Origin of the sequence: Butyrivibrio sp. XB500-5, assembly GCF_003625505.1 — a bacterium.
Classification (GTDB): domain Bacteria; phylum Bacillota; class Clostridia; order Lachnospirales; family Lachnospiraceae; genus Butyrivibrio.
In genome coordinates this window covers 97,498-115,418 of the sequence record NZ_RAIS01000006.1, presented here as the reverse complement: position 1 = coordinate 115,418, position 17,921 = coordinate 97,498, and the positions used below count along the sequence as shown (strand labels likewise).

16 protein-coding genes are annotated in these 17,921 nt (G+C 41.5%); all 16 read left to right on the top strand.

Annotation, left to right across the window (positions count from 1 at the left end; translation table 11 throughout):
* Positions 1–38: 38 nt before the first annotated feature.
* The gene (gene ilvN / locus D6856_RS11515; protein ID WP_092242975.1) at positions 39–542 is read left to right on the top strand and encodes an acetolactate synthase small subunit; all 504 of its coding nucleotides are present in this window, start codon (positions 39–41) and stop codon (positions 540–542) included.
* Between the two features lie 62 nt (positions 543–604).
* The gene (gene ilvC / locus D6856_RS11510) at positions 605–1,633 is read left to right on the top strand and encodes a ketol-acid reductoisomerase (RefSeq protein WP_092242972.1); all 1,029 of its coding nucleotides are present in this window, start codon (positions 605–607) and stop codon (positions 1,631–1,633) included.
* A gap of 134 nt (positions 1,634–1,767) precedes the next feature.
* Positions 1,768–4,227, top strand: a complete 2,460-nt coding sequence (locus D6856_RS11505) for a YfhO family protein (RefSeq protein WP_120686998.1) — start codon at positions 1,768–1,770, stop codon at positions 4,225–4,227.
* A gap of 94 nt (positions 4,228–4,321) precedes the next feature.
* Complete coding sequence (gene leuC, locus D6856_RS11500; protein WP_120686997.1) at positions 4,322–5,593, top strand: 3-isopropylmalate dehydratase large subunit; 1,272 nt, start codon at positions 4,322–4,324, stop codon at positions 5,591–5,593.
* A gap of 27 nt (positions 5,594–5,620) precedes the next feature.
* Positions 5,621–6,118 carry a 3-isopropylmalate dehydratase small subunit gene (gene leuD / locus D6856_RS11495; protein WP_092242960.1) on the top strand — a complete coding sequence of 166 codons (498 nt, stop codon included), beginning with the start codon at positions 5,621–5,623 and terminating at the stop codon, positions 6,116–6,118.
* Positions 6,118–7,104 carry a glycosyltransferase family 2 protein gene (locus D6856_RS11490; RefSeq protein ID WP_120686996.1) on the top strand — a complete coding sequence of 329 codons (987 nt, stop codon included), beginning with the start codon at positions 6,118–6,120 and terminating at the stop codon, positions 7,102–7,104. The genes leuD and D6856_RS11490 overlap by 1 nt, the downstream gene beginning before the upstream one ends.
* A 98-nt stretch (positions 7,105–7,202) precedes the next feature.
* Positions 7,203–8,021, top strand: a complete 819-nt coding sequence (locus D6856_RS11485) for an Mrp/NBP35 family ATP-binding protein (RefSeq protein ID WP_092242954.1) — start codon at positions 7,203–7,205, stop codon at positions 8,019–8,021.
* 17 nt (positions 8,022–8,038) lie between these two features.
* Positions 8,039–9,430, top strand: a complete 1,392-nt coding sequence (locus D6856_RS11480; RefSeq protein ID WP_120686995.1) for an AI-2E family transporter — start codon at positions 8,039–8,041, stop codon at positions 9,428–9,430.
* A gap of 100 nt (positions 9,431–9,530) precedes the next feature.
* Entirely contained in the window at positions 9,531–10,562 is a 1,032-nt protein-coding gene (locus tag D6856_RS11475; protein ID WP_120656813.1) for a branched-chain amino acid aminotransferase, read from the top strand.
* A 144-nt stretch (positions 10,563–10,706) separates the two neighbouring features.
* Positions 10,707–11,759 (top strand): hypothetical protein, encoded by a 1,053-nt coding sequence (locus D6856_RS11470; RefSeq protein WP_120686994.1) that lies wholly within the window; start codon positions 10,707–10,709, stop codon positions 11,757–11,759.
* Between the two features lie 11 nt (positions 11,760–11,770).
* A complete protein-coding gene (rlmH, locus tag D6856_RS11465) occupies positions 11,771–12,253 on the top strand; it encodes a 23S rRNA (pseudouridine(1915)-N(3))-methyltransferase RlmH (RefSeq protein ID WP_120686993.1) in 483 nt (160 codons plus the stop codon).
* On the top strand, positions 12,250–13,299 hold the full coding sequence (locus D6856_RS11460) for a PhoH family protein (RefSeq protein WP_120686992.1): 1,050 nt from the start codon (positions 12,250–12,252) through the stop codon (positions 13,297–13,299). Before rlmH ends, D6856_RS11460 begins: the two co-directional genes overlap by 4 nt.
* Positions 13,289–14,500: a hypothetical protein gene (locus D6856_RS11455; RefSeq protein WP_120686991.1), complete on the top strand. Its 1,212-nt coding sequence runs from the start codon at positions 13,289–13,291 to the stop codon at positions 14,498–14,500. Before D6856_RS11460 ends, D6856_RS11455 begins: the two co-directional genes overlap by 11 nt.
* Complete coding sequence (ybeY, locus tag D6856_RS11450; RefSeq protein ID WP_120686990.1) at positions 14,484–14,987, top strand: rRNA maturation RNase YbeY; 504 nt, start codon at positions 14,484–14,486, stop codon at positions 14,985–14,987. Before D6856_RS11455 ends, ybeY begins: the two co-directional genes overlap by 17 nt.
* 24 nt (positions 14,988–15,011) lie before the next feature.
* A complete protein-coding gene (locus D6856_RS11445; protein ID WP_120686989.1) occupies positions 15,012–16,652 on the top strand; it encodes a polysaccharide biosynthesis C-terminal domain-containing protein in 1,641 nt (546 codons plus the stop codon).
* Complete coding sequence (locus D6856_RS11440; protein ID WP_120686988.1) at positions 16,649–17,884, top strand: NAD(P)/FAD-dependent oxidoreductase; 1,236 nt, start codon at positions 16,649–16,651, stop codon at positions 17,882–17,884. The genes D6856_RS11445 and D6856_RS11440 overlap by 4 nt, the downstream gene beginning before the upstream one ends.
* The last annotated feature ends 37 nt before the right edge of the window (positions 17,885–17,921 follow it).

The following is a 17,921-nucleotide window of genomic DNA, read 5'->3' as shown; positions in this document are numbered from 1 at the left end:
AAAGTGTAAAAGAATCAATTATATATGGGAGCTAAGTAATGCAAAAAAAGGTTTTTCAGCTTCTTGTAGATAACAATCCCGGTGTACTTTCCAGAATATCGGGACTGTTTTCGAGAAGAGGATATAATATTGAGAGCATCACCGCCGGTGTTACCGCAGATTCGAGATATACCAGGATCACGATCGTTGCGGCGGGAGATGATGTGATACTTGATCAGATTGAGAAACAGGTAGCCAAGCTTGTCGATGTAAGAGATATTCATGAGCTCATCCCTGCGGACAGCGTATACAGAGAGCTTGCAATGGTCAAGGTAAGAGCACATGCGGATCAGAGACAGAGTATTCTTGCAACTGCCAATGTGTTCAGAGGTAACATTGTTGATGTAAGTATTGATTCACTTATTATAGAGATCACAGGTAGCCAGTCCAAGATTGATGCTTTTCTTAAGCTTCTTGAGGGCTATGAGATCTTGGAGCTTGCAAGAACAGGTATTGCCGGACTCGGAAGAGGAACGGACAATGTCATCTATCTCGATGACTGATGATCGCCTTTTAAATTATTAAAATATATAATCTATCTAAAGGAAAAAATGGAGGAAAAACAATGTCACAGGAAGCACGTATTTTTTATCAGGAAGATTGCAACTTATCTTTACTTGAGGGTAAGACAATTGCAATTATCGGCTATGGCTCACAGGGACATGCACATGCCCTTAACCTTAAGGATTCAGGCTGCAACGTTATTATAGGACTTTACGAGGGTTCAAAGAGCAAGGCTAAGGCTGAGGCTCAGGGACTTAAGGTTTACAATACAGCTGAGGCTGCTAAGATGGCTGATATCATCATGATCCTTATCAATGATGAGAAGCAGGCTAAGATGTACAGAGAGGACATCGAGCCCAACCTTCAGCCCGGCAACATGCTTATGTTCGCACACGGTTTCAACGTACACTTCGGACTTATCAAGGCTCCCGCAGGTGTTGACGTTGCTATGATCGCTCCCAAGGCTCCCGGTCACACAGTTCGTTCTGAGTACCAGGCAGGAAAGGGAACACCTTGTCTTGTAGCTGTTGAGCAGGATGCTACAGGTAAGGCACTTGATATCGCACTTGCTTACGGTGCAGGTATCGGCGGTGCAAGAGCAGGTCTTCTTGAGACTAACTTCAGAACAGAGACAGAGACTGACCTCTTCGGTGAGCAGGCTGTTCTTTGCGGCGGTGTTTGTGCACTTATGCAGTGTGGTTTCGAGACTCTTGTTGAGGCAGGATACGATCCCAGAAATGCATACTTTGAGTGTATCCATGAGATGAAGCTCATCGTTGACCTTATCTATCAGTCAGGTTTCGCAGGAATGAGATATTCAATTTCCAACACAGCTGAGTACGGTGATTACATCACAGGACCCAAGGTTATTACACCTGAGACTAAGAAGGCTATGAAGCAGATCCTTAAGGATATCCAGGACGGAAGCTTCGCTAAGGAATTCCTTCTTGATATGTCAGAGGCAGGCGGACAGGTTCACTTCAAGGCTATGAGAAAGCTCGCTTCCGAGCATCCCGCTGAGAAGATCGGTGAGGAGATCAGAAAGCTTTACAGCTGGAACAACGAGTCTGATAAGCTCATCAACAACTAATTTAAGCCTAACTTTACGTTGAAAAACTTTGTTAAGTAGACTAATATTAAAAGAGTGTCATTATGGCACTCTTTTACTTTTGTTTATTTCAAAAAAACGATGCATTTTTGCATGATGGTTGAAGGGGAAAGGTTTTGAATTCTAATAATTTAGAGTATGCAGGATCCAATAATAAAAAGGGCCGGTATGTGACACTTATCGTGTTCCTTAGCTCGTTTTTGTTCTATATTTTGGCGGTGTTGCCTATCTTTATACGCAGAGGTTTGCCGTTCTTTTATTACGGGGATTACAACGTTCAGCAGATTCCGTTTTATATTGTTGCTCACAGGGCAGTCAGAAGCGGAAGCCTTTTTTGGAACTGGAATATTGATCTGGGCGGCACGATGCTGGGCGACTTTGCCTTTTATCTGATGGGTAGTCCTTTCTTCTGGATATCTACACTATTTCCCGAGGCTGCGATACCTTATATGATGCCTTTTTTAATGGCGCTTAAATATGCTACTGCCGCAGCTTGCGCATATGTTTATATAAGAAGATATGTTCATAAGTACACCTACGCCATGATAGGTGCATATCTTTATGCATTTTCGGGCTTTAACGCCTGCAACATTGTCTTCAACCATTTCACCGAAGCGGTTGCGTTTTTCCCGTTGTTCCTTTTGACATTTGAAGAGCTTATGAAGGTTGATGACGGAAAAGAAGAGGTTAGCATTAAATTTTCCGGACTTCCTTTTGTAAGATTCGCACTTATGACAGCACTTATGTCCGTTATTAATTATTATTTCTTCTTCGGACAGGTTGTCTTTATGGTGATATACTTTGTCATTCGCTATGCACTCAGCAATAAGATCAAGACTACGCTTGTTATGATGCTTCGTGCTGTGCTTGCGGGTATAAGCGGTATTTTGGTTTCTGCGTTTTTTCTTCTTCAGGCATTTGCCGGACTTAAGGGAAATACCAGACTCAATAACTTTGTACTTGGCTATGATATGTTTGTTTATCCAAGCGAAAAGATGCTCTGGGATATCGTAAAGAGCCTTGCCATGCTTCCGGATATCATCGGAAAAGGTACTTTGTTCTATACGGGTACGGTTAAGAACGCTTCACTTGCGGCATATATTCCTTTGTTTGGAATATCCGGTGTCATCGCTTTCTTTTTAATTTATAAGAAAAAGAAAAACTGGGAAAAGAGTCTTTTGATAGCATGCGCAATAATAGCTGTAATACCTTTGTTTAATGCGGCATTTTCAATGTTTAACAGCGCATATTACGCAAGGTGGTTCTACATGCCCATTCTTATAATGTGTCTTATGACAGCTCAGGTCGCTGAGAGAGGTAAGTCTCCTCAGCTTAAAAAGGGCGCGGTTGTATCCGTTATCCTGTTCCTGTTCTTTGTGCTTGTGTACTACTTGCCTTCAAGGAATGATGATGGTGAGATTGTTTTCTTTAACATGACGGAGAATACCGAGATATTCTTAAGAGATGTCATGGGGACAGCGATCCTATGCTTTGTTCTTTTGGTTATAGTATTCGCTCTGCCCAAGAGATTTAAGAAGGAAAAAGAACTTACGGGTAGACGTGTGTCTTGGAGAGATAGAATAGTTCTGGTTGTAGTTATGCTCAGCTGTATCTTGTCAACATATATCCCTCTTCAAAACGGAAGCTCGATCATAAGCGAAAGAGGAAAGAAGATGTGGCAGCAACAGATGATTTTTAATAAAGTCACTGTAGATATGAGTGATTTCTGCCGCGGAGAAGTTGACAGCACTTCTACCAACTATGATATGGTCTGGGGAATTCCTTCAATTCATTGCTTCCTTAGTACGGTTCCTTCCGAGATTTTTGATTTCTTATACGGAACAGCGGGTATTAAGAGAACGGTAGAGACTACAATACCTGTAAACAGATGCGGCGCAAGAGCGATCCTTTCCGCAAGATATTACATGGAAAATGCCGAGATCAGTAAGAACAGAGTTTTCTACAATGATGAAGGTACGGAAGGATATCATTTTGCTGATCTTATGAACGGCTTTGATATCTTTGAAAACGAGAATTTTATCCCTATGGGATTTACATATGAGAATTACATAACAGAGTCAGAGTGGGAGGATCTAAACCCTGCAGATCATGACTATGATCTTTCGAGAGTTCTTATAATCTCTGATGATGATGCCCTTAAATACGGCGATAAGATCGGAATGAAAGAGCTTACCGCTGAAGATATCGCGAACGATGAGTTCTCGTATTCTGATTTTGCAAATGAGTGTAAAAAGAGAGCACAGACTTCATGTACGGACTTTGTATATGATACACATGGCTTTACTGCCAAGACATCGGCACTTTCAGAGGATACACTTGTATTTTTCTCAGTTCCTTGCACGGAAGGTTTTGTTTGCACGGTAGACGGAAAAGATACCGAACTTATCAAGGCGGATTACGGCCTTATGGCAATCCCTGTAACTGCGGGTGTTCATGAGATCAACGTGACATATATTCCCGAAGGCTTTAAGCTTGGTCTTATACTGAGCATTGTAGGAATCGCTTTTCTTGGGACTTATCTGGTTGTCATATTAAAAAACGTCAAGAAAAAGTGATTAAATTTGTTATGTGTTTTTTATGATCGGTGTATGTTATATTTACTGTTAAGTTTTTGATTTATATTAACTATAGATGTGAAGGAGACAGACTATGAGTGGAATGACAATGAGCCAGAAAATATTGGCTGCTCATGCCGGACTTGATCATGTTGAGGCAGGACAGCTTATTGAGGCAAATCTGGATCTTGTACTTGGCAATGATATTACCAGTCCCGTTGCCATCAATGAGATGAGCAAGTTTACTACAAAGGGAGTTTTTGATAAGGATAAGATCGCGCTTGTTCCCGATCACTTTGTTCCCAATAAGGATATCAAATCAGCTGAGAACTGTAAGTGCGTTCGTGAGTTTGCAAGAAAGAACGAGATCACCAATTATTTTGAAGTCGGAAAGATGGGTATCGAGCATGCTCTTTTACCTGAGCAGGGTCTTACTGTTCCCGGTGACCTTATTATCGGTGCTGACTCTCATACATGTACATACGGAGCACTCGGAGCTTTCTCTACAGGTATCGGTTCAACCGATATGGCTGCAGGTATGGCTACAGGAAAGGGATGGTTTAAGGTTCCTTCCGCAATTAAGTTCAATATTGTAGGAAAGCCTTCAAAGTGGGTTAGCGGAAAAGACGTTATCCTTCATATCATCGGTATGATCGGCGTTGACGGCGCTCTTTACAAGTCAATGGAATTTGTGGGAGAGGGAATTAAGAATCTTTCCATGGATGACAGATTTACTATCGCAAACATGGCTATCGAGGCAGGCGGAAAGAACGGTATCTTCCCTGTTGACGAGCTTACTGTTGCTTACCTTGAGGAGCACGCTCCCGGTAAGAAATATACTGTATTCGAGGCTGATCCCGATGCGGTCTACGATGAGGAATACACGATTGATCTTGGCGCTCTTAAGTCAACCGTTTCATTCCCTCACCTTCCCGAGAATACACATACATTTGACGATATCGCAGATATCAAGATCGATCAGGTAGTTATCGGCTCTTGTACAAACGGAAGACTTGACGACCTTAGATGTGCCGCTGAAGTAATAAAGGGACATCACGTTGCGGACGGTATCAGATGTATCGTAATACCTGCTACACAGCAGATCTTCTTAAAAGCTATGGAAGAAGGTCTTGTAAGAACATTTGTTGAAGCCGGTGCGATCATCTCAACTCCCACATGCGGACCTTGTCTTGGCGGATATATGGGTGTTCTTGCTTCGGGGGAGAAGTGCGTATCTACTACAAACAGAAACTTTGTGGGAAGAATGGGAGCGATCGATTCCGAGATTTATCTTGCTTCACCCGCTGTTGCGGCTGCAAGTGCCATCACAGGAAAGATTTCTCAGCCGTCTGAAATCGGGTTATAATAAAAGAGATTATTAAGGAGAGTTAAAATGAAAGCTGCTAAAGGAACAGTTTTTAAATATGGTGACAATGTGGATACGGATGTTATCATCCCCGCAAGATATCTCAACAGCACTACCGGAGAAGAGCTTGCCAAGCATTGCATGGAAGATATAGATAAGGATTTTACCAAGAACGTTAAGAAGGGCGATATCATTGTTGCCGAGAAGAATTTCGGCTGCGGTTCATCAAGAGAACATGCGCCTATTTCAATTAAGGCTGCCGGTGTTTCTTGCGTTATCGCAAAGAGCTTTGCAAGAATCTTTTACAGGAATTCGATCAATATCGGACTTCCCATCATTGAGTGTGAGGAAGCTGCCGATGCTATTTCAAACGGTGATGTTGTAAGCATCGATTTCGATTCCGGCCTTATCACCGATGAAACAACCGGAAAGACATTTAAAGGACAGGCATTCCCTCCTTTTATGCAGAAGATAATCGATTCCGAAGGTCTTATCAATTACATTAACTCATCGGAGGATAAGTAATGAGCAGATTATTCTGTGTAATCCCTTGTTATAACGAACAGGAAGTTCTGCCCGAGACTGCGAAGAGACTTAAAGAGAAGTTTGAAAGTCTCATCGCAAATGGGAAAATCGACGAGGATAGTAGGGTTTTATTTGTTAATGACGGTTCAAAAGATGAAACCTTCAATATGATCAAAAAACTTCATGAAGAGAATAAGCTTTTTCAGGGTATCAATCTGTCCAAAAACATGGGACACCAGAATGCGCTGCTTGCGGGACTTATGACCGCAAAAGATTTATGTGACATGGCAATATCGATGGATGCCGATCTTCAGGATGATATAAATGCCATTGATGCCATGGTTGATAAGTTTAATAACGAAGGCTGTGATGTTGTTTACGGAGTAAGATCCAAGAGAGCAACAGATACTTTCTTTAAGAGATTTACTGCCGAGTCATATTACAAGCTTATTGACTCGATGGGAGCCAAAACCGTATATAATCATGCTGATTACAGACTTTTGAGCAGACGTGCGCTCTTTGCGCTTTCTGAGTTTGGCGAGGTTAATCTTTTCCTTAGAGGAATCGTTCCCATGCTCGGCTTTAAGTCAGATATAGTTTACTACGAAAGAGCCGAGAGATTTGCGGGTGAGAGTAAGTATCCTCTTAAGAAGATGCTTAGCTTTGCGATTGAAGGAATCACGAGCCTTAGCACCAAGCCCATCAAGATGATCACGGGTCTTGGCTTTATGATCGTTTTTATCACTTTGCTTGTATTTATCTATTCACTTGCAAGGTATTTCACGGGACACAATGAGCCCGGATGGACAACCATCGTTATGTCTGTCTGGTTTATCGGTGGTCTTACAATTTCTTCGATCGGTATAATCGGAGAGTATATCGGTAAGATTTATCTTGAGACCAAGAACAGACCAAGATTTATAATCGAATCATATGTCGGCGACGATGAAGATGTGGAAGTATCCGATTATATCTACAAGCGCTGATATGTAAGTAATAAGGAATGTGTCTTTTTGCATAGTATAATATATGCTAAAGGCACTCCTTTTATGTTCTAAAATAAATTCAGAAACGGAGACATATAATGGCTAACGGACACGGCAAGAAACCCGAAGATTTCAAAAAGCAGATGGAAGATAATTTCAAGGTTAAACCATCTGAGCATTCTCATATTAAAAAGGTTATAGGTATAGTGAGCGGAAAGGGCGGCGTCGGAAAGAGCCTTGTGACAGGACTTTCAGCCGTTTACATGAATAAAAAAGGTTATAAGTGCGCGATCATGGATGCCGATATCACAGGACCTTCAATACCTAAGATGTTTGGCATAGGCCAGGCCAAGAACGCGGATGAGACAGGTCTTTTGCCGGCTGATTCCAAGAACGGCATTAAAGTTATGTCGCTTAATATGCTTATGGACAACGAGACAGATCCCGTTATATGGAGAGGACCTGTAATTGCGGGAATCGTTAAGCAGTTCTGGTCGGATGTAAACTGGGGCGATGTTGATTATATGTTTGTTGATATGCCTCCCGGAACAGGTGACGTTCCGCTTACGGTGTTCCAGTCTCTTCCCGTTGACGGAATAATCGTAGTTTCAACTCCTCAGGAGCTTGTAAATATGATAGTCGAGAAGGCTGTAAATATGGCTACCATGATGAATATCCCTGTGCTGGGAATAGTTGAGAACATGAGCTATATGAGCTGTCCTCACTGCGGAGAAATGATTAATATTTTTGGAGACAGCGGGCTTGATTCATACGCCGCATCCAAGGGAATTGACGTTCTCGGAAGACTCCCTCTCGATCCCAAGATTGCGGGATTATGTGATTCTGGTAAGATAGAAGATATAGAAGAGAATTATCTTGATAGTCTTGTTTATGTTCTTGATGCTATGAAAGAGTAAATAGGAGAGTAATTATTATGAAGATGAAACCCGAGAAAAATCAGGTCACATGGGCAATCACCATATTTTGCTTGTGTATTGCACTTATGCTTGCATATTATGTGCTGTTTGACGGAAAGACGATCGTAAAAACTTTTTCGTCAATATTAGATTCGCTTTCGGGCATTGTAATCGGTATAGTTATCGCGTTTGTGCTTATTCCGCTCCTTGAGTTCATCGAGGAGAAGATTCTTATGCCTATCTATAAATTGAGAGGTATAGACGTATCCAGAGCGAGCACAGCCGATAAGAAAAAGAGAAAGCATATAAGATATATTTCTGTTTTGATCACAATGATCATTTTTCTCTTTATTATGTACGGGCTATTTAGGATCATTATCCCCGAGCTTATAAGGAGTTTACGTGAGATCATAAGGAATATGCCTATTTATATCAATCAGATTGATACGCAGTCCAACAAATATCTCGCCGATAACCCCGAGCTTCAGAAGTTTATCGATTCTCAGCTCGATACTTATTATGAGAACTTGAGCTCTTATATTACCAAGCAGCTTATCCCGATGATGCCGAGTGTAAATACCATCATGAAGTTTGCTTCACAGAGCTTCTTTTCAGTATTCGGTGTTATCCTTGATCTTGTAGTCGGTTTTATTGTTGCGATCTATGTGCTTCTTTCAAAGGAACGCTTTACAACGAGCGGCAAGAAACTTGCATATGCGATCTTCAGAGAAGACTTTGCCAATGAACTTATCGGCGGTTTCAGATTTGTGAACAATACATTCGAGGGCTTTGTAGGCGGTAAGCTTGTTGATTCCTTCGTAATAGGTGTTATCTGTTACATAGGATGTCTTGTCCTTAAGCTTAAGTATCCGCTTTTGATTTCGGTTATTGTAGGTGTTACCAACATTATTCCTTTCTTTGGTCCTTATATCGGAGGAATAATGGGAGCGCTGCTACTTGTGCTCATTGATCCGATACAGGCTTTGATATTCCTTATATTTGTCATCGTGCTTCAGCAGTTTGACGGCAATATCTTAGGGCCTATGATCCTTGGAAATTCCACGGGACTTTCAAGCTTTTGGGTTATCTTTTCCATTATGTTGTTTGGCGGACTGTGGGGAATTGTAGGATGGCTTATAGGTGTTCCTATTTTCGCTGTTATTTATGCGCTTGCTTCTCGCCTTACGAATATTCTTTTGGAAAAGAAGGGACTCAGTACAAACACCAAGGATTACTATGATCTTGCCTATATAGAAGATAAAGAATATAAGACGCTTAGCAATCCCGATAATACCAAATTTAACGCAGGAAAAGAAACATCAACATTTAAGAAGATCTTTAGTATCAATTTAAAAGAAAAGATAAGTGCCGCCAAGAACAGTAAAAATAAGGCGGATAAAAATAAGTGATATAAAATCGTATAGCTTACTTGACGCACGAAAATAAAGGGTTATAATTTAAACATTAGTGTTTTGACGTGCTAAAGTAATCTAAGGAGATGGAAGAAAGATGAGCAAGAAGAATTTGGATTGGGCAAATATTGGTTTTAGTTATATGGTTGCTGATAAGAGATTTGTCTCCAACTATAAAGACGGCAAGTGGGATGATGGTGTCATTACAAGCGACAACACAATCGTACTCAGTGAGGATGCCGGTGTTCTTCATTACGCACAGGAGTGCTTCGAGGGACTTAAAGCTTATGAGACAGAGGATGGCAAGATCGTAACCTTCAGACCCGATCTCAATGCCAAGAGAATGGTAGACTCAGCTAAGAGACTTGAGATGCCTGCATTTCCTGAAGATAAATTTATAGAAGCAGTTGAGAAGGTTGTTGAAGCCAACAAGGATTGGGTTCCCCCTTACGGAAGCGGTGCAACACTTTATATCAGACCTGTTATGTTCGCTACAGGTAATGTTATCGGTGTTAAGCCTGCAGATGAGTATCAGTTCAGAATCTTTGTTACTCCCGTAGGACCTTACTTCAAGGGCGGCGCTAAGCCTATCGTTGTTAAGATCAGTGATTTTGACAGAGCAGCACCGCACGGAACAGGTAATATCAAGGCCGGACTTAACTACGCAATGAGCCTTCATGCTATCGTTACAGCACACAACGAAGGTTTTGCAGAGAACGTATATCTTGATGCCGAGAGCAGAACATATATCGAAGAGACAGGCGGAGCAAACATCATCTTCGTTACAAAAGAGGGCGGACTTGTAGTTCCCCAGTCACATACAGATTCAATCCTTCCTTCAATCACAAGAAGATCACTTGTGCAGGTTGCAAGAGATATCCTTGGACTCAATGTTGAGGAGAGACCCGTTAAGCTTTCAGAGGTTGAGAACTTTGTTGAGATGGGACTTTGCGGAACAGCTGCTGTTATCAGCCCTGTCGGAAAGATCAACGATCACGGCAAGGAAATCTGCTTCGCAAGCGGAATGGATGAGATGGGACCTGTTATCAAGAAGCTTTACGATACACTCACAGGTATCCAGATGGGTACAGTTGAAGCTCCCGAGGGATGGATCCACACAATCTGCTGATCACGGCAAAAAAATAATGGTTATTAAGGGTCACGTTCGCGTGACCCTTTTTTGTATCTGAAGCTAAGAATTGTAGTATTCTTCGTGCTTGGAATTGTGGTATAATGAGCGTTGTAGTATGAAAAAAAGGGGAAGAGAAATATTATGGATAACAAAGAAAAAATGAGAGTAGCAATAACGGCAGGAGTTATCGCCGTTATATTATTGATATTGATAGCTTACATTGCAATATCAGGTAAAAAGGTTGATAAGAATAGCGAGGATGCGCTTCTTGCAAGCGATATCATGGAATATGCGAACAGCGGAGCATCCGATGATCAGTCATCAAATCTTGTCTCACAGGGCGTATCACTAGGTTCTTCGGATAGCTCAGAGGATGCTTCATCTGCGGCTTCTTCCGATAATGCCGATTCGAGCGTTTCATCATCAACAGTTATTGAAAAGAACGAGAAAGTAAATAAGGAACCCGGTAAGTGCTTTTACAGAGCAGATGCTGCCGAGCTTAAGGATAAATACGGCAAGGTTAAATACGACAGAGATGCTCAGCTTAAGGAAATGCACGATTACTGGGCTAAGAATAATATGAACGCCGTAAGAGAACTCGCTCATCTCGAAAGATATGAAGCGATGTCTTATGCTCTTAACGGAAGCTACGACTTTTATTATTACGGTGAAAAAAATAAAGACGGTAAACCCGAAGGAAAAGGTCTTGCGGTATATGCCAACGATCAGTATTACTTCGGTGAGTTCAAGGACGGAAAGAGAAGCGGAAGCGGTTCATGGATCTGCTTTTATCCTTCATATTCCGGCAATGTCGTAACCGAGCACACTTATTCCGGCGAGTGGGCTGAGGATCGTCCGAACGGAAAAGGTCAGGAGCACTATGACTATGACACAAGTAGAATGAACACTGCAGATGTCTATATTCAGAATGCGATAGGTTCTTTCAAGGATTCTTATTATGACAAGGAAATGTATATTATTACCGTAGATAAGTCCGAACATACCGATGAGTGGGTCGGAACATGTACTGAAGGAAAGTTTAACAGCCCTGCGCATGCTTCCAAGGATAAAACAGGAAGATATCCCGTTATGTCACTTAAAGGTAATGATGATACACATCTATATATGACCGATAAGGAAATTGAAGAGAATCTTATCAGAGGTATCATCACAGGCGGAAATGCCGCAAACTAAAAGGAGAATTATTGAGCTCTGTAGATATAATATGCGTCGGTAAGATCAAAGAAAAATACTGGAATGATGCTATCGCTGAATACTCCAAGCGACTTTCAAGGTATTGTAAGCTTAATATCATAGAAGTTCCGGATGAAAAGACTCCCGATAATGCTCCGCCTGCTATAGAAGAGCAGATCAAGCAAAAAGAGGGAGAGAGAATCCTTAAAAATATTGATGATAAAGCCCATGTTTGTGCGCTTGCTATCAAAGGTAAAAAACACAGCTCAGAGTCTTTTTCCGAATTTATAAATGACTTGGGAGTAAGAGGTGTCAGTCGTATTCAATTCGTTATCGGAGGATCGCTCGGACTTTCTGACGAGGTACTTAATAGAACCGATTCGCAGATAAGCTTTTCGGATATGACGTTTCCTCATCAGATGATGAGAGTAGTGCTTTTGGAGCAGATCTACAGGGGTTATAAAATTATAAGCGGAGAACCATACCATAAATGAGTGAGATTACAGAACTTAGCCTGGCGCTTACAGCTGAAGACGAGCGCAATATATTCGGAGGTAACGACAGCTATATCAGAAAGATCGAGGACAGCCTTCATGTCGAGATAATCGATCGAAACGGTGAGCTACATATTATCGGAGATAAAGAGGGCGCTCAGAAGGCATCCGAGATAATAAGAGAGCTTGTGCAGCTTTCAAGACGCGGCTCTGACATTGAGGAGCAGAGCGTTGATTATGCAATTCTTTTAAAGGATGACGAAGAAAAAAAGAATAATCCGGAAGCTGATAACAGCAATGTCCTTGCTGACATAGACAGAGATATTATCTGTCATACCATTTCGGGAAAACCTATAAAGCCCAAGACTCTCGGGCAAAAGAAATATATCGATGCGATCAGAAATAAGATGATCGTCTTCGGTATCGGTCCTGCCGGTACAGGTAAGACTTACCTTGCCATGGCTATGGCTATAACCGCATTTCAGAGAGAAGAAGTAAGCAGGATCATTCTTACGAGACCTGCTATTGAAGCGGGAGAAAAGCTGGGATTTCTTCCCGGTGACCTTCAGAGTAAGGTCGATCCTTATTTAAGACCTTTATATGATGCGCTGTATCAGATAATGGGAACAGAGAACTTTATCAAGAATATGGAGAAGGGACTTATTGAGGTTGCACCTCTTGCATATATGAGAGGAAGAACACTTGATAACGCATTTATTATTCTTGATGAAGCTCAGAACACTACACCTGCACAGATGAAGATGTTCCTTACCAGAATCGGTTTTGGCTCCAAAGTGATCATTACCGGCGATGAGACGCAGAAGGATCTTTCTGCCGATGTAAGAAGCGGACTTGATGTTGCCCAGAGTGTACTTAAGACCATAGACGATATCGCATTTTGTAAGCTGACCAGCAGCGACGTTGTAAGACATCCGCTTGTTCAGAAGATTGTAAAAGCATACGAAGACTTTGAGAAAAAGTCTGCCAATAAGATGACCAAGAAAGAAATACAAAAGATGGAGAGACGTTCAAAGAATGGCAAATGAGAATTCAACTGCTAAGAAGATCAAGCTTTTATATTCTGTAATGTTTTTTCTTACGGGCATTTTTGTATTTGCATTTTCATATTTTACCGATAAGAGCATCGAAGCGATAATAAGAAACACCGTTGTTTCTCTAATGATGAGCGGAACTGTGATATTCATGCTTCTTGATGCTTCTTCAAGGGGAAGAGAGGGCTTTTTTTACGATAACTACGATCAGAGAAACAGATTTGTTCTGGCTTATATAATCGGCCTTTTGCTTTCGCTTGTTCTTTCACTTGTACCGAATATGTTCTGGCCTTATCTGGCTTTCTTTGTAATACTTTCTCTTTTATCCAATACGGAGATCGGACTTATAACCGGAACTTTTTTTGTTTGCCTTTCGGTTATGCTTGAGGAAAGCAGCGGATGCAGCGAACTGTTTATGTATGTTCTTGCCGGAGTAGTTGCCATTGCAATGTTCAGGGATCTTAAGGAAAACAGTTCGATCGGACTTCCGACCTTTGTTTCGCTCTTTATGCAGGCGGTACTTCTTATCGCTTTCAATATTTTGTTCCTTAACAGGACGCTTTCGTTTAATCTTTTTGTTGCACCGTTCATCAATCTGATGATCAATCTTATTTTCTTACTTCTTTTCCTGAATTTATTCGGGGTGTATGTAATAAGAAAATCCAATGATATGTATATGGAGATCAACGATCCTGAGTTTCCGCTTCTTGTATCCTTAAAGGAAAAAGATAAGGATGAATACTTCAGGGCGATTCATACAGCTTACCTTGCCGAGCGTATAGCGATGGGGCTTTCGTTTAACGCAAGAGCTGCCAAGACCTGTTCATATTATCACAGGATAGGGGCTCCTGAAGGAAAGCTTAAGTGGGATGAGATCAAGCACTATTATGAGGAAAACAATTTCCCTACGGAAGCGATCGAGCTTCTTCATGAGTACACGGAACCTCAAAAAGGAAACGTAAAATCCAAGGAATCTCTCACAGTTATGTTAAGTGAGACCGTTATTGCTTCGATCATGTATCTTATCAAGAAAGATAAAGACATCAAGATTGATTACGATAAGCTCATTGATTCTGTATTGGAGAAAAAGATGAGTGAAGGTAAGCTAAAGGACTTTGACGTTACGTTCAGAGAGTTTGACGAGATCGGAAAGATACTTAAGAAGGAGAAACTCTACTATGACTTTTTACGTTGAGAATGAGGTGAACGCCGAGTTTGACTTTGATATAGAAGAGGTTGCCGAAACAGTTGCAGCGGAGGTACTTAAGGAAGAGGGCTGCGAGCACGACGTAGAGATAAGCCTTACGATCACCGATGATGAAGGCATCAGGGAAATGAACAGGGATTTCAGAGATATAGACAGACCGACAGATGTTCTTTCTTTTCCGAATGTTTCCTACGATGAGCCGGGCGATTTCTCCGTGATAGACGGAGAGCAAAGGGTAGACCTTTTTAATCCCGATACAAATTGCATTATGTTTGGTGATATAGTTATTAATGAAAAAAGAGTTCGCGAGCAGGCTTTAGAGTATGGACACAGCCTTAAGCGAGAATTTGCTTTTCTCGTAGCGCACAGTATGCTTCATCTTTGCGGCTACGATCATATGGAAGAGGACGAGGCTGCTGTTATGGAAAAGAAGCAGAGCGACGTTCTTAATAAACTTGGAATTACAAGAGACTGATTTTTAGGCATTTGGAGAACTTGTATGAAAATTTATTCTGAAGAAAAGAGAATACGTCCTGATATACTTACATCTGCGGTATATCTGGCTGTTGTTATAATGATGTTGTTTGCGATTTTTTCAATTCGCATTTTCGGAGATAAAGGAGCCGGCTTTGTATGCGCTCCGCTTGCATTTTTCTTTACCTTTTATGCTATTTTCGTTCTGGCTGTTCAGAAGGCTGTTTGGGTAATGGTAAGAGTGCGCGCAAGACGTTCGCAGTTTGTAAATGCCGAGCACAATATGAAAAGTTCGCTCAGATTCTTTGCTGTTTCGGGAGGAATTGCGGCGTTTCTTCTTGTGCTTATCAATATATTCGCTTCTAATTTTCTTTTCGGTACACAAAGAGGGCTTATTCAGGGACTTATTGCCGCAGTAAGTATTTTGTTCTTGGCGGTTCAGGGTGTCCTTAGGGGCTATCTTCAGGGAATAGGTTACACCAAACCTATCGTGATATCGGATGTGATCATAGCTGCCGTTGCTTTAATATTCGGCATTCTTTTTTCATCGGTTCTTTTCGGATACGGAATTAAAGTAAATGCACTTTTTCATGTAAATGAATTCAGCGCTGTTTACGGCTCTACAGGAATGATGATCGGTATTTTGATTGCTTCATTGGCGGGCCTTATACAGATCGGTATCAGTTTTTATCTAAGAAGAGATGAGCTTAGAGATATAGTTAAGGGCGGAGCTCCCAGATATCTTGACAGCAGTAATGATGTGCTCAGCAGTGTCAGACCGCTTATTTTCTTATATGCAACGCCCGGTGTGATGCTTCTTTTTGATCAGATCTTTTATTTGATCTATGAAAGAAAGATTGGAAGCGAAGCGGATACACTTCTTAATTTCGGAATATACGCGGGAAGAGTCGTTACTTTGATTGTTCTGTTTTCGATCCTTGTTTGCATTCCGTTTATCAAAACGTGGAACAGGATCATGGCCAGAGCTTCGAGAGATGAGTTCGACGGAGCAAGGGACAGATACGCTACTTTTGTAAAGAGGTTCTCACTTCTTGTATTTCCTGTAGTGATATTTGTGTTTACACTTGCTTCACCCATTGAGGTCGCGTTATTTGGAAAGACTTCGCAGCTTGCGGACGGTCTTTTGAGAGCGAGCGCTTGTTTGATATTGCTTGTTCCCATTGCGGTTTTTGCTTCATGGATGCTTAGTCAGATGGGCAAGACTATCCTTATAGTCACCAATCTTGCGACCGCATGGCTTTTCCATATTGGAATGACTGTTGTGTTTGAGATCATTCTCAAGATGGGAATCTACGGAGCAGCTGTAGCTACGATCGTCTCGGTACTTGTTTATGATATTTTATGTCTTCTTATGTTCTCTAAGATGTTTAGGATCAAAGTGAATAAAATGAGGACATTTGTATTTCCGCTTGCGTGCAGCGCTGTTGCGGGACTGGTTGTATTCTTCCTTAGTATGGCACTTGTCAATCTTATAGGTGATATACTTACCATCGCAGTATGCTTTATACTGTTTTATGTAGTTTATGTAGTGGCAATTGTGCTGCTTAGGCTCGTTAATTCTTATGAGATCGGAGTTATTCCCTTTGGCAAAGCTTTTTCCGGACTTCTTATGATGTTCGGCGGCTTTGATGGAGATGAGGAATGAGCGTAAATAAAAAGAAAATAATAGTTGCGGGAGGCGGCGCGTCAGGACTGTGTGCGGCTATATGTGCGGCAAGAAGCGGCGCCGAAGTAACTTTACTTGAAAAAAATAATGTTCTTGGAAAAAAGCTGTCGATGACGGGAAACGGAAGATGTAATCTTACGAATCTTAAAATTGACGGCTCGTATTATAATGCAGCTGCGAAAAGCAGGATCGGCTCATGGCTTAATGAATTCGGTGCATTGGATACGATAGAGTTTTTCAGATCTCTTGGCGTTATCACGATGAGTGAAGATGGCTATGTATATCCCGTATCAGAGCAGGCGGCCGGTGTTGTTAGTGCTCTTTCCAATGAGCTTTCAAGACTTGGTGTTACTATTGTATATAACAGCCAGCTTAAGAGCGTTGAAAGAACGGGAGAATCCGTAGGTTATACGGTAAAGACTTCCGAGGGTGTTTATGAAAGCGATAAGGTTATCATCGCGACAGGTTCGTTATCGGGCGCGAAGACTACAATGTCTACGGGCGATGGCTATTATATTTGTAAAAAGCTTGGAATGAGCGTAAAGGATACTTTTCCCGCACTTGTAGGCTTTAAGACGACGGATGAAGATATCATGCCTGCTGCCGGAGTCAGGAGTAAAGCCGCTATTTCTTTTTATCTGGGAGAAGAGCTTCTTACTTCCGAAAAAGGTGAAGTGCAGCTACTTACTGATGGTATTTCGGGTATTCCCGTCATGCAGGCAAGCAGGGAAATAATCAAGCTTGTTTCCGAGAATAAACCTGTTTATGCACTTCTTGATCTGTATCCCGATTATGACGAAGAGTCTTTTGACAGGCTCATCAATGAAATGATAAAAATTCGAGACAGTCGTAGTATTTCTGAGCTTCTTTCGGGATTTGGAAATAGCTATATCAATGAGATGGTCTTAAAGCGAATGAAGCTTTCACCGACTATGAAAGCTGTCAATATCTCAGAGAGCATGCTCAGATGCATATTTGAAAACTACAGAAAGCTTAAGTTTAATATAAAAGAGTGCAACGGCTATGCGGCTTCTCAGGTGACAATAGGCGGGATCAGCATTGGAGATATTAACGATGATTTTTCATATAAAAACGATCCCGGTATATATGTTGTCGGAGAGCTTTTGGATGTTGACGGAAGATGCGGAGGTTATAATCTCCAGTTTGCTTGGACTTCCGGGTATATCGCGGGAAACACCGCTTCGCACTGATTGCGAGGCTTAAATATAAATTAATTGAGGAATTTAA